General features: G+C 71.4%; 7 protein-coding genes and 2 pseudogenes. 5 read left to right on the top strand and 4 right to left on the bottom strand.

The annotated features are described in order from the left end of the window. Positions 1–39: 39 nt before the first annotated feature. Both xdhB and xdhA read right to left on the bottom strand, forming a co-directional pair. Positions 40–2,460 carry a xanthine dehydrogenase molybdopterin binding subunit gene (gene xdhB, locus OV090_RS23960; protein ID WP_267706613.1) on the bottom strand — a complete coding sequence of 807 codons (2,421 nt, stop codon included), beginning with the start codon at positions 2,458–2,460 and terminating at the stop codon, positions 40–42. Between the two features lie 82 nt (positions 2,461–2,542). Beyond that, positions 2,543–4,018, bottom strand: coding sequence for a xanthine dehydrogenase small subunit (xdhA, locus tag OV090_RS23955; protein WP_267706612.1), 1,476 nt, complete (start codon positions 4,016–4,018; stop codon positions 2,543–2,545). Positions 4,019–4,448: 430 nt separating this feature from the next. Between xdhA and OV090_RS23950 the strand changes: the two genes are divergently transcribed. Next, positions 4,449–5,273, top strand: coding sequence for a hypothetical protein (locus OV090_RS23950; protein ID WP_267706611.1), 825 nt, complete (start codon positions 4,449–4,451; stop codon positions 5,271–5,273). A 197-nt stretch (positions 5,274–5,470) separates the two neighbouring features. Here OV090_RS23950 and OV090_RS23945 read toward each other — a convergent pair whose 3' ends face one another. After that, positions 5,471–6,136, bottom strand: a complete 666-nt coding sequence (locus OV090_RS23945; RefSeq protein WP_267706608.1) for an MBL fold metallo-hydrolase — start codon at positions 6,134–6,136, stop codon at positions 5,471–5,473. A gap of 88 nt (positions 6,137–6,224) precedes the next feature. On the opposite strand from OV090_RS23945, the gene OV090_RS23940 reads away from it, so the two are divergent. Further along, complete coding sequence (locus OV090_RS23940; RefSeq protein WP_267706606.1) at positions 6,225–8,315, top strand: UvrD-helicase domain-containing protein; 2,091 nt, start codon at positions 6,225–6,227, stop codon at positions 8,313–8,315. 28 nt (positions 8,316–8,343) lie between these two features. On the opposite strand, the gene OV090_RS23935 is transcribed toward OV090_RS23940, so the two are convergent. After that, complete coding sequence (locus tag OV090_RS23935) at positions 8,344–9,237, bottom strand: hypothetical protein (protein WP_267706604.1); 894 nt, start codon at positions 9,235–9,237, stop codon at positions 8,344–8,346. A 548-nt stretch (positions 9,238–9,785) separates the two neighbouring features. Between OV090_RS23935 and OV090_RS50855 the strand changes: the two are divergent. The 3 genes and pseudogenes from OV090_RS50855 to OV090_RS23925 all read left to right on the top strand — a co-directional run. Next, positions 9,786–10,355 (top strand): annotated as a pseudogene (locus OV090_RS50855) (histidine kinase dimerization/phospho-acceptor domain-containing protein); the annotation flags it as partial. 285 nt (positions 10,356–10,640) lie between these two features. Next, positions 10,641–11,699: pseudogene (locus OV090_RS50850) on the top strand (adenylate/guanylate cyclase domain-containing protein); the annotation flags it as partial. A 593-nt stretch (positions 11,700–12,292) separates the two neighbouring features. Further along, a complete protein-coding gene (locus OV090_RS23925; protein ID WP_267706600.1) occupies positions 12,293–18,022 on the top strand; it encodes an MG2 domain-containing protein in 5,730 nt (1,909 codons plus the stop codon). Positions 18,023–18,132 lie beyond the last annotated feature (110 nt).

Raw genomic sequence — 18,132 nt, 5'->3', positions numbered from 1 at the left:
GAGACATGCCCTCTCGACCAGAAGCTCGCCGGCGCGCCCTCACTCCGCCGCGTCGGCCGCCCGCGTCACCGCCGCGGCGCGCTGCTTCACCACCGCGCGCAGGATCGCCTCCGGCGTGCACGGAATGCCGAGCTCGACCTCGCCGGGCCCGAACGCCGCGATCGCCTGGCGCAGCGCCGAGACCACGCCGAGGCCGAGCATCAGCGGCGGTTCGCCGACGGCCTTGCTGCCGTGGATCGTGCTGTCCTGTTCGGCGCGCTCGAGCAGGGCGACGTTGAAGATCGCGGGGCAGTCGCCGATCGCCGGGATCTTGTAGGTCGACGGCCCGTGCGTCAGGAGCCGGCCCTTCGCGTCCCACACCAGCTCCTCCCCGGTGAGCCAGCCGACCCCCTGAATGAAGCCGCCCTCGATCTGGCCGACGTCGATCGTCGGCAGCAGCGAGCTGCCGACGTCGTGAAGGATGTCGACGCGCGAGATCCGGTGCTCGCCCGTCAGCCCGCTGATCTCCACCTCGACCGCCGCCGCCCCGTACGCGAAGTAGTGGAACGGCTTGCCGCGCCCGACAGTGCGGTCGTAGGCGATGTTGGGCGTGGCGTAGTAGCCGGCGGCGCTGAGGGAGATCCGCCGCATCCACGCGGTCTTGGCCAGGTCGCTCCACTGCACGCTGCGACCGCCCGGGCCGTGCGCCGCGCCGCCGGCGAATTGCACCGCCTCGGGCCCCGTGCCGAGCAGCTCGGCCGCCAGCGGTCGCACACGCTCGCGGAGCTCCGCGCACGCCGCCTGCACTGCCATCCCGTTGAGGTCGGACCCGCTCGAGGCCGCGGTCGCCGACGTGTTGGGCACCTTGTCGGTCGCGGTCGCCATGCAGCGGACCTGCGCAGTCGTGACCCCGAGCTCATGGGCGCACACCGCCACCATCTTGGTGTGCAGGCCCTGGCCCATCTCGGTCCCGCCGTGGTTGAGCTGCACGCTGCCGTCGGCGTAGACCAGCACCAGCGCCCCAGCCTGGTTGAGCATCGTGTTGGTGAAGGAGATCCCGAACTTCACCGGCATGAAGCCGAGCCCGCGCTTTTGCCACGGCGAGCGGGCGTTCCACGCCGCGATCTCGGCCCGGCGCGCCTCCCAGTCGCAGCGGGCCAGCAGCTCGGCGTGGATCCGCGGCAGCCGGCAGTGCGGCACCTCCTGGTAGTACGGCGTCAGGCAGCGCGCGCGCACCAGACTGATCACGCTGGCGCCGGCGCTGGTCTGCTCCCCGTCCGGGACTGGCACATCGACCATGTTCTCCGGGCCATGTTCGTCGGGACAGTCGCCGTAGTAGTTGCGGCGGCGGATCTCCGCCGGGTCGAGCCCGAGCCGCTCGGCCGCGCGCGACAGCACCTCCTCGATCACCGCCATGCCCTGCGGCCCGCCGAACCCGCGGAAGGCCGTGTTCGAGGCCTTGTTGGTGCGCACCGCCTTGCCGACGAAGCGCAGGTTCGGCACGAAGTAGCCGTTGTCGAGGTGGAACATCCCGCGGTCGAGGATCGCGGGGCTGAGGTCGACGCTCCAGCCGCCGTCGGCGACCAGCTCGACCTCGAGCGCGAGCAGACGGCCGCGGGCGTCGAGGCCGGCCCGGTAGCGCGACCAGAACGGGTGGCGCTTGCCGGTCATCGTCATGTCGAGGTCACGGCTCAGCCACACCTTGACCGGTCGCCCCGTGTGTCGGGCGCCGAGGGCCGCGAGGGCCGCGAACTGCGAGGCCTGCGACTCCTTGCCGCCGAACGCCCCGCCCATGCGCGGCACCGACACCACGATCTGGTTGCGGGCGCAGCCCAGCACCTCGGCGCAGGCGACCTGCACCTCGGTCGGGTGCTGCGTCGAGCTCTCGAGGTGCAGCGTGTCGTTCTCGCCGGGGAACGCCAGAGTCGCCTGGGTCTCGAGATAAAAGTGGTCCTGGCCGCCGGTGTGCAGCTCGCCCTCGACGATCACCGCCGCGCGGGCCATCGCCCCGGCCACGTCGCCGCGACGCATCTCGTGCGGCGGCGCCAGCAGCGACCCGGCCTCGAGCGCCTCGGCGATGGTGAGGATCGCCGGCAGCTCCTCGAACTCGAGCTCGAGCGCCTTCGCTCCCGCGCGGCAGGCCGCGACCGAGTCGCCGAGCACCAGCGCGACCACCTGCCCCTCCGCGAACACCTCGTCCTCGGCCAGAAGCGGTTCGTCGTGGACGATCGGCCCGATCCGATTGTGGCCCGGCACGTCGGCCGCGAACAGCACCGCATGCACCCCCGGCACCGCCAGCGCGCGCTCGGCCCGGCGCGCCACCAGCCGCCCGCGCGCCACCGGCGAGCCCACCGGCAGCCCGTGCAGCATGCCCGCCGGCTCGGGCAGGTCGTCGACGTAGCGCGCCGAACCAGTCACGTGCCCGAGCGCGCTCTCGTGGACGGCCGGCCGCCCCAGCGGCGATTGCGAGACCTCCGTCATGGCACCACCTCCCGCCGCGGCGCTCTGGCCGCGGCATCACAGGCACTTTTCGACATGTCCTGAGAGACCTGTCCATCGGAGCTCACGGCACCACCTCCAGGCGCACCGTCGCGGCCGGGCGCGGCGGCAGATCCGGGCGCGGCGTCGCGGCCGTCTCCAGATAGAACCCGCGGACCAGGTTCTCCGCGACCTGGCCTCTGAACCACGCCGAGCCGCGGTGGTCCGTCATCGGCTTGAAGTCGCCCGCCAGCGCCGGCAGGGCCGCCTCGACAGTCGCCTCCGTCCACGGCTTGCCGCGCAGCGCCGCCTCGAGCCCGCGCGCTCGCGCAGGCGTCGCCGCCATCCCGCCGAACGCCGCGCGCACCTCCGTGACCAGTCCCTCGGGACATGTCTCGACGTACAGCCCCGCCGCCACCGCGCTGATGTCGAGCTCGCGCCGCTTCGACACCTTGTAGGCCGCCATGCGCGCCCCCGGCGACGGCTCCGGCACCCGCACCGCCGCCAGCACCTCGCCAGGCTGGAGCGCGGTCTTGCGGTAGGCGAGGAAGAACTGCTCGAGCGGCAGCGTGCGCGCCCCCGCGGCCGAGCGCAGCACCACCTGCGCGCCGAGGGCGATCAGCGCCGGCGCCAGGTCGCCGATCGGCGACGCGTTGCAGAGGTTGCCGCCCACCGTCGCCCGGTGCTTGATCTGGCGCGACGCGAAGTAGCGCAAGATCCGGAGCAGCGGCGTCAGCGGGCGCAGCGGCCCCATGCACGCCGCCTCGAGGTCCGTCAGAGTCGTCGTCGCTCCGATCTCGAACCAGCCGTCGGCCGCGCGCCCGACCCCGCGCAGCTCCGGCACGCCTTCGAGCGCGATCAGCTCCGGCAGGTCCTGGTAGCGCTGCGTCACCAGCAGCGCCAGGTCGGTCCCACCGCACACCAGCCGCGCCTGCGGCCGCTCGGCGATCGCCGCCCACAGCGCCGCGAGGCTCGTCGGCTGCATGTAGCAGCGCCCCGCGCTCGCGCGCACGAACTCGAGCGCCGCCGGCGTCGCCTCGGCGCGCCGCCTTTTAAACAGATCTTCGGGACATGTCCCGGCGACCATGTGCACCGCGTCGCGGATCGGTCGGTAGCCGGTGCAGCGGCACAGGTTGCCGCACATCTGGTCGTCGAGCTGCCACGGCTCGTGCAGGTCCTCGCGGTAGCAGGCCTCGAAGGCCGCCATCACCACCCCGGGCGTGCAGTAGCCGCACTGCGAGCCGAGCCGCTCGACCATCGCCGCCTGGGCCGGGTGCAGCGCCCCGTTTTGGCGCAGGCCCTCGATCGTGTACACGCGCCGGCCCTGCACCATGGGCACGAACATCAGGCAGGCGTTGACGGCGCGGAAGCGGGGCGCAGCGGGGTCGGTCTCGGCGTCGAGCACGACCACGGTGCAGGCCCCGCAGTCGCCCTCGGCGCAGCCTTCCTTGGTGCCTGTGAGGTGCGCGCGCTGGCGCAGGTAGTTGAGGAGCGTGGTGGTCGGCGGGACCTCCGCGTCCTCGATCGGGCGGTCGTTGAGGTGAAAGCGGAGGATCGACATCGGCGCCGCGACGGCCAGCGTAACACGCGAGTCACGGCCCGTCGAAGACGCCCGCATCGATGCGGACCATGGCGAACGCGGATCGGCCTGCTTCTGCGCGTGCGGCACCCGGTCCGCCTCGCCGTCGATCGCCCACGGTCGCCCTCCCGCCTCGACGAGGCTGCTCAGGCGGCACCGCCCTCGTCGCGGTGGGCTCTCATGGAGGGATCCAAGCAACGTTGCGTGATCCAGACCGCACCACCCGACCGTGATCGGACCTGCGCGGTCCCGGCGTCCTGAGCCGTCCGGCCCGTCCATCGCGCCCGCAGCTCGTAGCGGCCTCGTCGCTCGCCTGGCAGATTTCGCGGCTCCGATCGCCGCTCGCTGCGCCCTGTCCTTCGGGACACGCGCGCCCCTGGTCAGCCCCGTCCCTGTCCGGCACCATCGGCGCATGCTCAGCTGGATCTTCGCGCTCGTCGCGGCCGCCGGCGCCCCCGCTCCGGAGGCCCCACCGCCCGCGCCGCGCCTCGTGATCGCCGGCGGCCCGCTGTTCGGTCCGCACGCCCCCGGCGAGTCCACCTGCCAGACGCACGACGGCGTCCAGCGCTGCGAGCACACCGGCAACTTCTTCGGCGTCGGCGCCAACCTCGAGCTGCGCGCGCGCGCCGTCGGCCCCCTCTTCTTCCACGCCCGCGGCGCGGTGATCGGCAACGTCCGCCAGCGGCCCTACGGCGTCCACAAGGGCCTCGTCGACGTCGGCCTCGGCCTCGGCGTGTACTCGCGTCTGGCCTTCGTCCGCGTCGAGTACATGTTCGTGCCGACCTTCGGCCCGAACACCTATCTCCCGCCCTTCTACGACAAGCAGGCCGGCCGCGACGTGTGGGGCAAGTCGGCCGGCATGATCAGCGGCGGCGTCCGCAAGTACCTCACCCCGCGCCTCGCCGGCGAGCTGTGGGGCGGCCTCGTGATCGGCCCGCACTCGAAGCGCACCACCTTGCAAGAGGACGCCGGCATCGACCGGATCCTCGTCACCTTCCTCGTCAGCCTCGGCGTCTCCTTTGATTTGATCCCCGGCCGCGCCCCGCCGCCCCCGAAGCCCGCGCCCGCCCCCGCGCCTGCGCCTGCCCCCGCGCAGCCGACCCTGCCGACGCCCGTGCTCACGCCCCAGTCCACGCCTCCCGCGCCCGAGCCGGCCCCGATCGCCGCGCCCCCCGAGTCCGCCCCGCCGCAGCCCGCCGAGGGCACCATCGGCCCCTGGCAGCCCGCGCCGCAGTGAACCGCCCGGCGCTCGAGGACATGTCCTTCGGGACATCGTCACAAGCGCGATCGGCATGCCCCTTCGGACATAGCGTCCGACACACGACCTTCTGTCTCTCAGGCAATCGGACATGCCCCTTCAGACAGGGCGTCCGACATACAATCATCTGTCCTTCAGGACACCCGCTCGGACATGCCCCTTCAGCCAGCCCGATTTCAGCGCCCGCGCCTCTGCGTCCACTGCCGGAACGCCGCCGGCGTCTCGGCGCGCAGGGCCGGGTTGGTCGCGAACTCGTAGCCCAGCGTGCTCGTCGGTGTCTTGCCGTAGTCGTGCCCCGGGAACACGCGGGTCTCCTCGGGCAGCGCGCCGAGCTTGCGCTGCAGCGAGTCGACCATCGCCTCGACGTCGCTGGCGCGGCCGCACGAGCCGACGAACAGCACGTCGCCGGTGACGAGCGCGGCCGGCTCGCGGACGAACCAGCACACGCAGCCGGGCGTGTGTCCGGGGGCGAAGATCGCCCGCACCTGGCCGTCGCCGAGCGGGACCTCCTCGCCGTCGGCCACCGCCTCCACGCGGGGCGCCAGCCGCCTCGCGGTCGCCACCTCGAGCGGGTGGCAGCGCACCACCGCCCCGGTCAGCGCCGCCGCCTCGTCGAGACCGGCCACGTGGTCGTCGTGCGTGTGCGTGAGGAAGATCGTCGTCACTCGCCAGCCGCGCCGCCGCGCCTCGGCCAGCAGGCGGTCGACCTCGAAGGCCGGGTCGACCAGCGCCGCCTCGCCGGTGCGGGGGCAGCCGATCACCTCGCAGAAGTTGTGCAGGAGCCCGACCTCCAGCTGCACGATCTCGAGCGCGTCTCCCGCCCGCGACGACGCCTGCGTCATACCCCGGAAGGGGAGCACATCGGCGGCCTCCGACTCAAGCCCTTGCGGTGCGCCACCGATGCGCCGTATGTCTGCGCCGCCTCGACGCATGGCCCTCGATCTCAGCGGACTGAACCCCGACCAGCGCGCCGCCGTGTGCGCCACCGAAGGTCCCCTCCTCGTGCTCGCCGGCGCCGGCTCGGGCAAGACGCGGGTCATCACCCACCGCGTCGTCTACCTGATCGAGCGCGGCGTGGCGCCCGGCAACATCGTCGCGCTCAGCTTCACCAACAAGGCCGCCGACGAGATGCGCGAGCGGCTGATGAAGATGACGACCAAGGCGGTCGCGGACGCGCTGGTGCTCGGCACCTTCCACAGCGTCGGCGCGGCGATGATGCGCGAGCAGCCCGACCACTTCGGCGTGCCGAAGAAGTTCGGGATCCTCGACCAGGGCGACGTCTACGGGCTCGTGCGGGCCGTCCTGCGCGACCTCGGGATCCACGGTCAGGGCGCGGAGCGGCGCTTCGACCTCGGGGCGATCGTGCAGCGGATCTCGCTGTGGAAGAACGACTTCGTGTCGCCGACCGACGCCCAGGGCCTGTACTTCGAGACCGAGTACGACGAGGCCGCCGCGGCCGTCTACGGCCCGTACGAGGAGCGGCTGCGGGCGCTCGGCGCCGTCGACTTCGACGACCTGATCTGCCGGATCGCCACCACCCTCGAGGAGAACGCCGAGGCGCGCGCCTACTGGCAGGGCAAGTTCCGCTACTTGATGGTCGACGAGTACCAGGACACCAACCGCGCCCAGCTCGAGGTCGTGCGCCGCCTCGCGGGCGAGCGCGAGAACGTGTGCGTCGTCGGCGACGACGACCAGGCCATCTACGGCTGGCGCGGAGCCAAGGTCGCCAACATCCTCGGCTTCGACATGTACTTCAAGCGCGCGCAGACGATCAAGCTCGAGCAGAACTACCGCTCGTACGCCCCGATCTGCCGCTGCGCCAACGCGGTCATCCAGCGCAACACCTCGCGCCACGAGAAGGAGCTCGTGCCGCAGCGGCGCGGCGGCGACAAGGTCACCCTCGTCGTCGCCCCCGACGGCGACCAGGAGTCGCGCTTCATCGGCCGCACCATCTACCGCGAGATCAAGGAGCGCGGCACCAAGCCCGAGGACATCGCCGTCCTCTACCGCAGCGCCAAGCAGTGCGACGCCATCGAGGCGCTGCTGCAGGAGCACGGCCTCCCCTACCGGATCCTCGGCGGCCAGGCCTTCTACGACAAGAAGCAGGTCAAGGACGCCCTCGCCTACCTCAAGGTCATGCTCGCGCCGCAGGACGACCTCGCGACCCGGCGGGCGCTCGACGTCCCGTCGCGCGGCGTCGGCCTCAAGACGATCGAGCACCTCAGCGAGTTCGCGCGCCACCGCAACCTCTCGCTGGCCGAGGCGATCCACCGCAGCGAGGAGATCGCCGACATCCCGGGCCGCGCGGCCGCCGGCCTGCGCAGCTTCTCCGCCGCGATCAAACGCGCCCAGGCGCACTTCTACAGCAGCGGCTCCGCGGTCGCCCCGCTGCAGGGCCTGCTCGAGGGCGTCGGCCTGCGCGAGTACGTGCTCAAGGAGGCCGGCTCGGAGGCCGCCGGGACCGCGCGCTGGGACGGCGTCGTCTGGCTGCTCGAGGCGCTCGGGCGCTTCGAGCAGCGCGCCCGCGCCAAGGGCGGCCAGGCCCGCTACAACGACTTCTTCCAGGTCATGAACGCGACCCGGGACAAGGACAAGGACAAGGACAAGGGCGAGGGCAATGAGGAGGACGGCGCCCGCGGCCAGATCACCCTGTCCACCCTCCACAGCGCCAAGGGCCTCGAGTGGCCGCTCGTCCTGCTGATCGGCTGCGAGGAGGGCATCATGCCGCACAAGCGCGTCAGCGCCCCGCGGATCAGCGACGCCATCGCCGGCGACATCGAGGAGGAGCGCCGGCTGTTCTACGTCGGCATCACCCGCGCGCGCGACCGCCTCTACATCACCCGCGCCGCCACCCGCCTCGAGCGCGGCGCCGAGGTCCCGCGCAAGCCCAGCCGCTTCCTCGACGACCTGCCCGAGGCCGAGGTCCAGGTCCACGACATCGCCCGCGACGAGCGGCTCGGCCACGACAACATCGCGTCGAGGGCCGAGGCGTTCCTCGCCAACCTGGCCAAGGGGCTATGACCTTCGGGTCATGCCCCCTGGGACATGTTCAATCGAACACCTCGAGCGGCACCCGGTAGATCTTGAACGGCAGGCGCGGCGCCTGCTTCATGTGGACCATCCGCACGACCTCGCTCTTGATCACGTAGAGCTCGCCGTTCGCGGCCGTCGCGGTCGACAGCCCCGGCTCGCGGACCAGGCGGTTCTTGACCGTCCCGGCGCTGTAGCCCGGCGCGGTGAAGGTGACCTGCTGGACGCCGCCGTCGTGAATGACGTAGAGCGCTTCGCCGATGAAGATGATGCCGTCGGCCCCGAGGAAGTGCGGGTCGCCGACGGGGGCGAAGGGGTCGCCGTCGAGGGAGATCTCGCGGACCTCGCCGCCCGCGCGCGGGACGACGAACAGCTTCGAGGGCGAGGTGAACCCGCCGATCACGTACGCGCCGTCGGGGCTGACGGCGACGCCGTTGAGCCCGAACTGACCCATCGGGGCCGACATCCGGACGTCGCGCACGAATTCGTCGGCAGTCCCGGCCTCGAGGTCGATCCGGTAGATCACCGGCTGGAAGGAGTCGGTGACGTACGCGACCCCGTCGGCCGCCAGCGCGACGTCGTTGCAGATGCCGCCGCGCGCCAGCTCGAAGCTCGCCACCCGCGCACCCGTGTCGACGTCGAACACGTGGACCCCGCCGAGCATGCTCTGGATCTCCGAGTAGCAGACCCACAGGCGGCGACGGACCTCGTCGACCTTGGCGCCGGTGAGCTGCTGCGGCTGCCCCGCAGGCGTGTAAAACGGCAGCTCCGCGCCCGTCACCGCGTCGATCTGCGTGATAGTGCCGCTGAGCAACCCGGTCGCGAAGAAACGCCCTGTCTTCGCATCGAAGGCCACGCCCTCCGGCACCGAATCCGTCGCCTGCAAGCTGTACTCGTCGCGAAAACTCTTCATATCCTCCGCGTGCCGTCGCTCGCGCGTCCGGCCGCAACATCTTCGAGGCTGGCCACTTTGGCGGTCAAGCGCCATCGCGGCGCGACGATGTCCCAAAGGACCGGTGACCGCGGCGGCGCCTTCGCCGGCCGATGTCGCGCGAGTCGGCGCGCTCCCGCGCCGCGACGTCCGTCGGCCATCGATCTCCGCCGCCGCGCGCGATGGCGTCCCGCTCGGAGGACGTCGGCTCGCGGACAGTCGTACACTGTGAGCGTGGTGGGGAACGGCCTGGCGGTCGCGGCGCACCGGCGATCGGGCAAATGGGGCGCAGAGGTCCACCGGGCGCAGGCGCGACCCGGGGGGAGCGTTCCCGCACGGTCCATGGGTGTTTTGACCGACACCGAGGGTTGTCCTTCGCCCCCGAGGCAGCGAGAGTGGTGCTCGCGCGACCTGGTTTTGAGGGGTGATCGCACTCACGGTGTTCGCGCTACGATCGAAGCCTCCAGCTTTTTCCAGCCCGCGCGGCTTCACTAGACTCTCCCTCTCCGCGTCCGCGACTGCCTGCCTGAATGCGAGAAAAGGATCCAAATAGCCGCGGCATCAAGGGCTCCAAAGACCTCGCGGGCGAGCCTTCCTCGGCCGGCACGGATCCGCGGATCGGGATCCCCGACGACGACGACGATCCGTTCAAGGGCAGCATCCTCGAGGAGCCCGATCCGAGCCAAGCAGTCGAGGCCGCTGCGGACGACTCGGAGCTCGACTTCACCGGCATCGCCACCGACGACCCGCCGTCGGACGTCACGATCGACGTCGACGACGAGCAGACCGCCTCGCAGATCCCGGGCTTCCTGCTCAACAGCGGCGAGAACTCGATCGTCGCGCCGATCCCGCGCGGCGTCTCGCAGCCGATGCCGAAGGCCAGCGCGCGGCCCGAGCCCGACGCACCGCGGGTGCTGACGTCGTCGACCAAGCGCTCCTCGTCCGCGCAGCTGCGGCACGACCTGCGCACGCCGTTCAACCAGATCTTCGGCTACAGCGAGATGCTGCTCGAGGACGCCGAGGAGAAGAGCGACGAGTTCGTCGGCGCTCACGTCCGTCAGCTCCTCAGCGACGGCCGGCAGCTGCTCGCGGTCATCGACGAGCTGCTCGACCCCAAGGCGCAGCGGCCGAGCCAGGAGCGGCTCAACCGCGACCTGCTGTTCCCGCTGGCGCACCTGCGGACGCACGTCGAGCGGCTGGTCCAGGTCTTCAAGCAGAACGACCGCGACGAGGTCAGCGCCGACATCGAGCTGATCGCCGACGCGGTGCAGCGGCTCGACGAGATCGTCAGCGGCGGCGCGGTCGCCAGGCTCCTGGCGACCTCGGGGCGGGTGCCCGAGCCGAGCCAGGCCACCATCTCGCCGGCCCTCTCGCGTCCGACCCGCATCGCGCGCTCGACCGACACCGGCCGGATCCTCGTCGTCGACGACAACGAGTCGAACCGCAGCATGCTCGCGCGCCGGCTCGAGCGCGAGGGCCACGCCGTGCAGCTCGCCGACAACGGCAAGCGGGCCCTGCACATGCTGCGCAGCCAGGACTTCGACCTCGTCCTGCTCGACGTCATGATGCCGGAGATGGACGGCTACCAGGTGCTCGAGCAGCTGCACGCCGACGACAAGTTCCGCGGCCTGCCGGTCATCATGATCTCCGCGCTCGACGAGATCGACACCGTCGTCAAGTCGATCGAGCTCGGCGCCGAAGACTACCTGGCCAAGCCGTTCGACCCGGTCATCCTGCGCGCCCGCATCGGCGCCTGCCTCGAGAAGAAGCGGCTCCGCGACCGCGAGCGCGCCTACGTCCGCAAGCTCCGCAGCGAGCAGGAGCGCAGCGAGCAGCTGCTCCTCAACATTCTCCCGCGGCCGATCGCCGAGCGCCTCAAGGAGGGCCAGCGGACCATCGCCGACGTCTTCCCCGACGTCACGGTGCTGTTCGCCGACCTCGTCGGCTTCACCCGCATGAGCGAGCAGCTCCCGCCGGCCGAGCTGGTGGCGATGCTCAACCGCATCTTCTCGATGTTCGACCAGCTGGCCGAGAAGCACGGCCTCGAGAAGATCAAGACCATCGGCGACGAGTACATGGCCGCCAGCGGCCTGCCGATGCCTCGGCCCGACCACGCCGAGGCGATGGCCGAGATGGCGCTCGACATGCTCGCGGTGATCGAGCGCTTCAACGCCAAGCGCAACCGCGGGGTGCGGATCCGTATAGGCCTCAACTGCGGCCCGGTCACCGCGGGCATCATCGGCACCAAGAAGTTCGCCTACGACCTGTGGGGCGACACCGTCAACATCGCCAGCCGCATGGAGTCGCACGGCATCGCCAACGCCGTGCAGGTCACCGAGGCCACCTACAAGCGCCTGCGCCACAAGTACGCCTTCCAGCGCCGCGGCATCATCCACGTCAAGGGCAAGGGCGCCCTCTGTACGTACTTCCTGGTCGGCCGCCGCCCGCAGAAGTCGGCCGGCAGCGAGCAGAGCGACGTGAAGCCGGCCGTGATCGTCACCCGCCACTCGGCCAACGTCGACCTCGGCAAGCCGCTGACGATGGACGTCCCGGCCCGCGTCCCGATCATCGACGACGATTGAGTCATCGCGAACGAGGCTGTCCTGAAGGACATCCTCGCGTCACGACGCCCCGCCGACGACAAGTCGCAGCGGACATGTCCGCGAGGACAGCCGCGTGTATCCCTCCGCTTCTCCGAGCCTGTCCGAAGAGACAGTCGATCTCCATTCCTCCGCACCCCGCACGCCTGTCCGAAAAGACAGCCCTTGCGCCGACATGACCGCAAGGACAGCCCCTCTCGCGCTCCGGGGCGGCCGCGCTCCTCGGCCCGGTGTCCGCCTGTCCGGCCTGATTTCGCCCTCTCGCGCGGACGCCTCGCCCTGCGCGCGGGCGCTTCTGCGCCGAGCGCGCGGGATTTTGTCGCTGCGGTGGCGCGTTTTGCCGGCCGAACAGCGTGCATCTGCGCCCGCCCGACCTTTCGGACGGCCCCGCCTCGCATGCACCATTGTCGCCGCGGCCCCCGCCGCGTTCTTCCCCCATGCAGCACCCACGCGGTCCTCGTCTCAGTCTGCTCACCCTCTCGCCGGCGCTGCTCGCCCTCGCCGCCTGTCAGCCTGTTTCCAAGCCCGCGGTCGAGACCGGCGCGAGCGACGAGCAGCCGGCCGGCGACTCGCTGGTGCGAACGATCCCCGCCGACAAGACCGGCGCCGCGCTGGTGTTCCCGCCGCCGCCGACCGACCGCAAGCCGCGGCCCGAGCTCGACATCGCCGGCGAGGATGTCGGCAGCGACCAGCAGCTCTCCGTCAACTGGCCCACCCTCGAGGACGGCAAGTTCGAGGTCGAGGGCCAGGTCGTGCGCCTGCGCTTCAACCGGGCCGTCAAGCTGCCGGGCAAGATCGTCAAGGACAAGCCGATCGCCGCCGCGGCCGGCACCCTCACCCTCGACCCGCCGGTCGCCGGCAAGACCGTGTGGACGAACAATCGCTCGCTCGAGTTCCGCGCCGACAAGCCGTTCGACCCCGAAGCCACCTACACGCTCGCCGTCCAGGGCGTCACCACCGAGGACGGCGGCGCCATGGAGCCGTGGAAGGCCGGCTTCACGGCCGAGCCGCGCATCGACGTCGCCGGCAAGACGATCACCTACCTGCCGAAGCCCGGCGAGTACGGCGTCGTCAACGTCTACCCGCAGTGGGGCGGCCGCGTGCCGGCGGGCGCCAGCTTCTTCGTCGTCTTCGACCAGCCCGTCAACCTCAAGAAGGTCGGCGACCTCGTCGAACTCGCCTACGACAACGACGAGAAGATCCCCTTCGTCGCCGCGCACCTCAAGGGGAGCCGCTTCGAGGGCTACACCGTCAACCCGCGCCAGGTCCTCGAGGTGAGGCCCGCCGCGCCCATGCGCGAGGAGGCGGCCATCGTCTTCAAGGTTCAAGACGCGCGCGGCGAGGCCTTCGAAAAGCACTACGAGATCGCCGGCCCGCTCGAGCTCGTCAAGGCCAGCTGCGGCTACGCCTGGGACCGCAGCGTGTGCACCTGGCAGAACCCGGTGCTGCACACCGACGGCCGCGAGGTCGCGCTCGAGTTCACCAACCGGCTCGACGTCACCCAGGACACCCTGAAGGGCCAGATCCGCGTCACCCCTGCGGTCGAGAACCTCAGCGTGTGGGCCAACGACACCTGGGAGAGCAACGGCCGGATCGTCGTGTCCGGCAACTTCCTCCCGTCGAAGACCTACCGAGTCGCCCTACCTGGCCTCAAGGACATCTACGGCAACACCGTCCCGCCGACCGCGATCACCCTCGAGACCACCCCGCTGGCCGCCAGCGTGTCGATGCCCGAGGGCGTCCTGATCCTCGACGGCGCCGCCAGCCGCGCCTTCACGGTCACCTCGCGCAACGTCGCTCGCGGCGAGATCCAGGCCTGGGAGGTCGCCGACGACGCCGCCGCGCTGAACCACGCGCGCGAGCAGATCGATCGCCGCACCGCGCCCGAGGGCGCGCCCACCGTCACGATCCCCTTCGAGCCCGCCGCCAGCCCCGACCAGTTCGTCAGCACCCAGGTCGACCTGCTCGCCAAGCTCAAGCCCGGCAAGAACTACGTCCTCGGCGTCAACCTCATCGCTCCCGTCGACGGCGCCCACCCGGTGCAGTACCCGTCGTGGATGAGCGCCTCGCGGCAGCCGCTCGCCCTCGTCACCCCCGGCGACGACCAGGCCCTCGCCGTCCACACCCACGTCCTGCCCGAGGTCACCCTCGTCCACGTCGCGCGCCTGGCCACCGGTCAACCTGTCTCCGGGGCCAGCTTCTCACTCAACGGCGACAAGGTCGCCGGCCCGACCACCGACGCCAACGGCTTCGCGGTCCTCCCGGTCGGCCTCGACCGCGCCGGCAGCACCGCGGTGCGCGCCATTGACGGCGCCACCGCGCTGACCGTCCAGCTCAAGAACCCCTCGCGCGAGAATCGGCTGTTCCCCCACTTCTCCGCCGAGTCCGCGCCGCAGCTCGGCGACCGCCGCGGCATGGTGATCACCGACCGCGGCATCTACCGCCCCGGCGCGGTCGTCCACGTCAAGGCCAGCGTGCGCCAGCGGGCCGGCGACGCCATCACCCCGCTGGCCGGCAAGCCCGTCGTCGTCAAGGTCATCGGCCCCACCGAAGAGGAGCTCGCCAGCTACCCGCTGATCACCGACGACATGGGCAGCGTCGCCGCCGACTACAACGTCCCCGCCGAGGCCCGACTCGGCCGCCACCTCATCGTCGTCAGCGAGGCGGGCACCGACACGCGGCTCGACGAGGCCGTCGTCCAGGTCGCCGAGTTCGAGCCGCCGCGCTTCACCGTCGACGTCGACGCGCGCGAGGCCAAGGGCGTGCTCGCGGCCACCGTCGTCGGCAAGTACCTGTTCGGCGCCGCCATGGACAAGGCCCAGGTCGAATGGACCGTCACGCGCGAGCCCGCGGCCCTGCCCTCGGGCACCCTCGTCGACGCTGGCCTCGTCTTCAGCGAGCAGGAGGACGAGTGGTGGGAGGAGGACGACGGCGACGACGCGTGGTCGCGCGCCGGCAGCGGCGTCCTCGGCCCCGACGGCACCCTCAAGGTCACGCAGAAGCTCGACCTCTCGGGCACCGTCGGCCCGCAGAACTTCACCCTCGAGGCCGACGTCGCCGACACCTCGTACCGCCACATCGCCGGGCGCGGCACCGTCGTCGTCCACCCCGCCGAGCGCTACGCCGGCCTGAAGATCGAGCGGCCGTGGAGCGACGTCGGCGCGCCGGTCAAGGTCCAGCTCGGCGTCGTCGACCGCGAGGGCAAGTCGGTCAGCGGCCTGCCCGTCACCGCGCGGCTGTTCGAGGTCGACTGGACGTACAGCAAGAAGCCGATGAAGGGCGGCGGCTACGACTACCAGTGGCAGCGCACCGTCAAGGAGGTCGGCCACTGCACCGCCACCAGCACCAGCGTCCCCGCCAGCTGCGACCTCGTCCCGCCGAACTCCGGCTCCTACGAAGTGCGCGCCGAGGTCGACGGTCGCCGCGGCGGCCTCACCGATCTGTGGGCATGGGGTCACGGCGGCGCTCAGCCCGTCGTCCCGAGCAAGGGCCGCACCATCGAGCTCACCCCCGACAAGGCCCGCTACGCCCCCGGCGAGACCGCCAAGCTGCTCGTGCGCAGCCCATTCCCCGCCGCCACCGCCATCTTCACCCTCGAGCAGGGCGGCCTGCTCAAGCAGGAGGTGCGGCGCCTCGACGAGGCCGCGACGTTGTTCGAAGTCCCGATCAACGCCAGCCACGCCCCCTACGTCCACGCCACCGTCACCTTGCTCCCGATCGGCAGCGGCGAGGAGCGCACCGACTGGAAGATCGGCGTCCTGCGGATCCCCGTCACCCTCGACGACGTCCGCCTCAAGGCCGCAGTCAGCAGCGACAAGGCCACCTACGAGCCGCGCGAAGAGGTCGCGATCACCATCGACGTGAACGACGGCGGCAAGCCCGTCGCCGGGGCCGAGGTCGCGCTCGCAGTCGTCGACGAGGGCGTCCTGCGCATGACCAACTTCCACGCCGAGGACCCTGCCGCCGCCCTGCGCCCCGGTCAGCCGCTCGCCTTCGAGGTCAGCGACTCGCGCGACCTCCTCGCCGCCCTGCTCAAGCACAGCCAGACCGCCGGCGACGGCGACGCCAGCGCCTCCGTCACCAACACCCGCAAGAACTTCGTCCAGACCGCCTTCTGGAAGCCCGACCTGCGCACCGACGCCAGCGGCAAGGCCACCGTCAAGTTCACCTTGCCCGACAACTTGACCCGCTTCCGCATGATGGCCGTCGTCATCGACAGGCAGGGCAAGGGCGCCGCGGTCGAGAACGACTTCACGGTGCGTCGGCCGGTCATGATGATCCCCGTCGTCCCGCGCTTCGCCGCCACCGGCGACAGCTTCGAGGCCGCGGCGATGGTCCACAACAACACCGACAGCCCGCTCGCCGCCACCGTGGCGATGAACGACGCCACCCAGGCAGTCACCGTCCCACCGCAGGGCCACCAGCGCGTCGGCTTCCCGCTCACCGCCGCGACCGCGGGCGAGCTCAAGCTCAACTTCAACGTCCGCGACGGCAGCAACGCGGTGCGCGACGCCGTCGAGTCGACGATCCCCGTCGACGTCCCCGGCCTCGCCGAGCGGCCGCACCTCGACGGCGCCTTCGTCGGCGCGCAGGACATCGCCCTCGAGATCCCCGCCGGCATCCTCGTCGGCCGCGGCGACAAGGACTACATCAAGGTCCTCGCCGGCCAGCACCTGTGGCCCGAGCTCGGCGCGCGCCTGCAGTACCTCCTCGACTATCCGCACGGCTGCGTCGAGCAGACCACCTCGAGCACCCTCCCGCTGCTGGCCGCGCGCGACATCCTGCCGCGCATCGGCGTCGGCGGCATGACGCGCGAGGAGCTCGACAAGCGGATCCAGGTCGGCCTCAAGCGCCTCGCCAGCATGCGCACCTCCTCCGGCGGCCTCGGCTACTGGCCCGGCGACAGCGTCCCCAACGTCTATGGCACCGCCTACGCAGTGCGTGCCCTCGTCGCCGCCAAGGACGCCGGCCTCGGCTTGCCCGACGGCCTGCTCGAGGGCGTCACCGAGTACCTCGAGCAGATGCTCCTGTCCGACGGCACCGAGGCCGAGGTCCAGGCCGCGATCGCCCACACCCTGAGCGAGCTCGGCGCCCTGCCCGAGAGCGCCGCCGACCCGCTGTTCGACCGCAAGCAGCACATGGGCGTGTTCGGCCTCGCCAGCCTCGCCATCGCCCTGAACAGCCTCAAGGGCCAGGAAGACCGCGTCAAGCAGCTCGTCGACGAGGTCGAGGCCAGCTACGAGGCCGACGGCACTCTCGCCAAGACCGCCGGCTACCGCGACTTCTACTACTTCGGCTCGCCGACCCGAACCATGGCGCAGACCGTCATCGCCCTCGGCCGCCTGCGCCCGAACTCGGTGCTCAAGGCCAAGCTCACCCAGAAGCTCGCCGACGCCACCGAGGGGTACACCACCCAGGCCACCGCCTACTCGCTGATGGCGATCGCCGAGCAGCTCAAGAACCAGCCGGCCACCGGCGCCGGCGTCACCGCCAGCGTCGACGGCGTCGCCCTCACGCCTGCCGCCGAGCTCGGCGCCGGCGCCCTCGAGTTCCGGATCTCCGTCGCCGACCTGAAGGGCAAGAAGGCCACCCTCAAGCTCGCCAGCGACAGCACCGCCGCCATCGCCTTCATGGTCGAGGGCGCGTGGAAGCGGCCGCTCGACGACGCTCGTGGCCTCGTCGCCACCAGCGCCAAGGGCGGCCCCGACATCTACCGCGCCATCACCGACGCGAGCGGCGGCCCGATCGACCTCACCACCGTCAAGCCGGGCCAGGTCCTGCGCGTCGCCCTGCTCGCCGACCTGCCCGTCGGCGAGCTCGACGGCAACCAGATGAACTACCTCGCAGTCACCGATCGCCTGCCCGCCGGCTTCGAGGCGATCCAGCCCGACCTCTGGACCGTCGCCCGCGCCCCCGAGCTGACCGACAAGCACCCCTTCTACGACCAGCTGCGCTGGGGCGGCAGCGACGCCAGCTACGTCGAGCTCCGCGACGACCGCGTCTACGTCTACTTCGACCGCGTCTGGGGCGACCGCGTCGTCGCCACCTACCTCGTCCGCGCCTCGACCCCCGGCACCTTCGTCCTCCCGCCCGCCTCCGCCGAGTTCATGTACGTCGGCGGCAGCCACGGCTACAGCACCGCCGGCAAGGTCGAGATCAAGCCCTGACAGGACCCACGAGAGGCGCGCGACCCTTCGCGCGCCTCTCTCTGATTCTCATCCGTCACCTTCTCGCGCCTCACTCACTCTCGCCTCCGCGCGAGAATGTCGCGCCCCCT

It is taken from the genome of Nannocystis sp. RBIL2, assembly GCF_026626745.1.
GTDB lineage: Bacteria > Myxococcota_A > Polyangia > Nannocystales > Nannocystaceae > Nannocystis.
Note: the sequence above shows the minus strand (reverse complement) of the source record. Positions and strands in the feature narration are given on the sequence as shown.

Bases quoted from the DNA above. Each gene is read 5' to 3' on its own strand.
- OV090_RS23940 (WP_267706606.1), top strand. From the start codon at position 6,225: ATGGCCCTCGATCTCAGCGGACTGAACCCCGACCAGCGCGCCGCCGTG.
- OV090_RS23935 (WP_267706604.1), bottom strand. From the start codon at position 9,237: ATGAAGAGTTTTCGCGACGAGTACAGCTTGCAGGCGACGGATTCGGTG.
- OV090_RS23945 (WP_267706608.1), bottom strand. From the start codon at position 6,136: ATGACGCAGGCGTCGTCGCGGGCGGGAGACGCGCTCGAGATCGTGCAG.
- OV090_RS23950 (WP_267706611.1), top strand. From the start codon at position 4,449: ATGCTCAGCTGGATCTTCGCGCTCGTCGCGGCCGCCGGCGCCCCCGCT.
- xdhB (WP_267706613.1), bottom strand. From the start codon at position 2,460: ATGACGGAGGTCTCGCAATCGCCGCTGGGGCGGCCGGCCGTCCACGAG.
- OV090_RS23925 (WP_267706600.1), top strand. From the start codon at position 12,293: ATGCAGCACCCACGCGGTCCTCGTCTCAGTCTGCTCACCCTCTCGCCG.
- xdhA (WP_267706612.1), bottom strand. From the start codon at position 4,018: ATGTCGATCCTCCGCTTTCACCTCAACGACCGCCCGATCGAGGACGCG.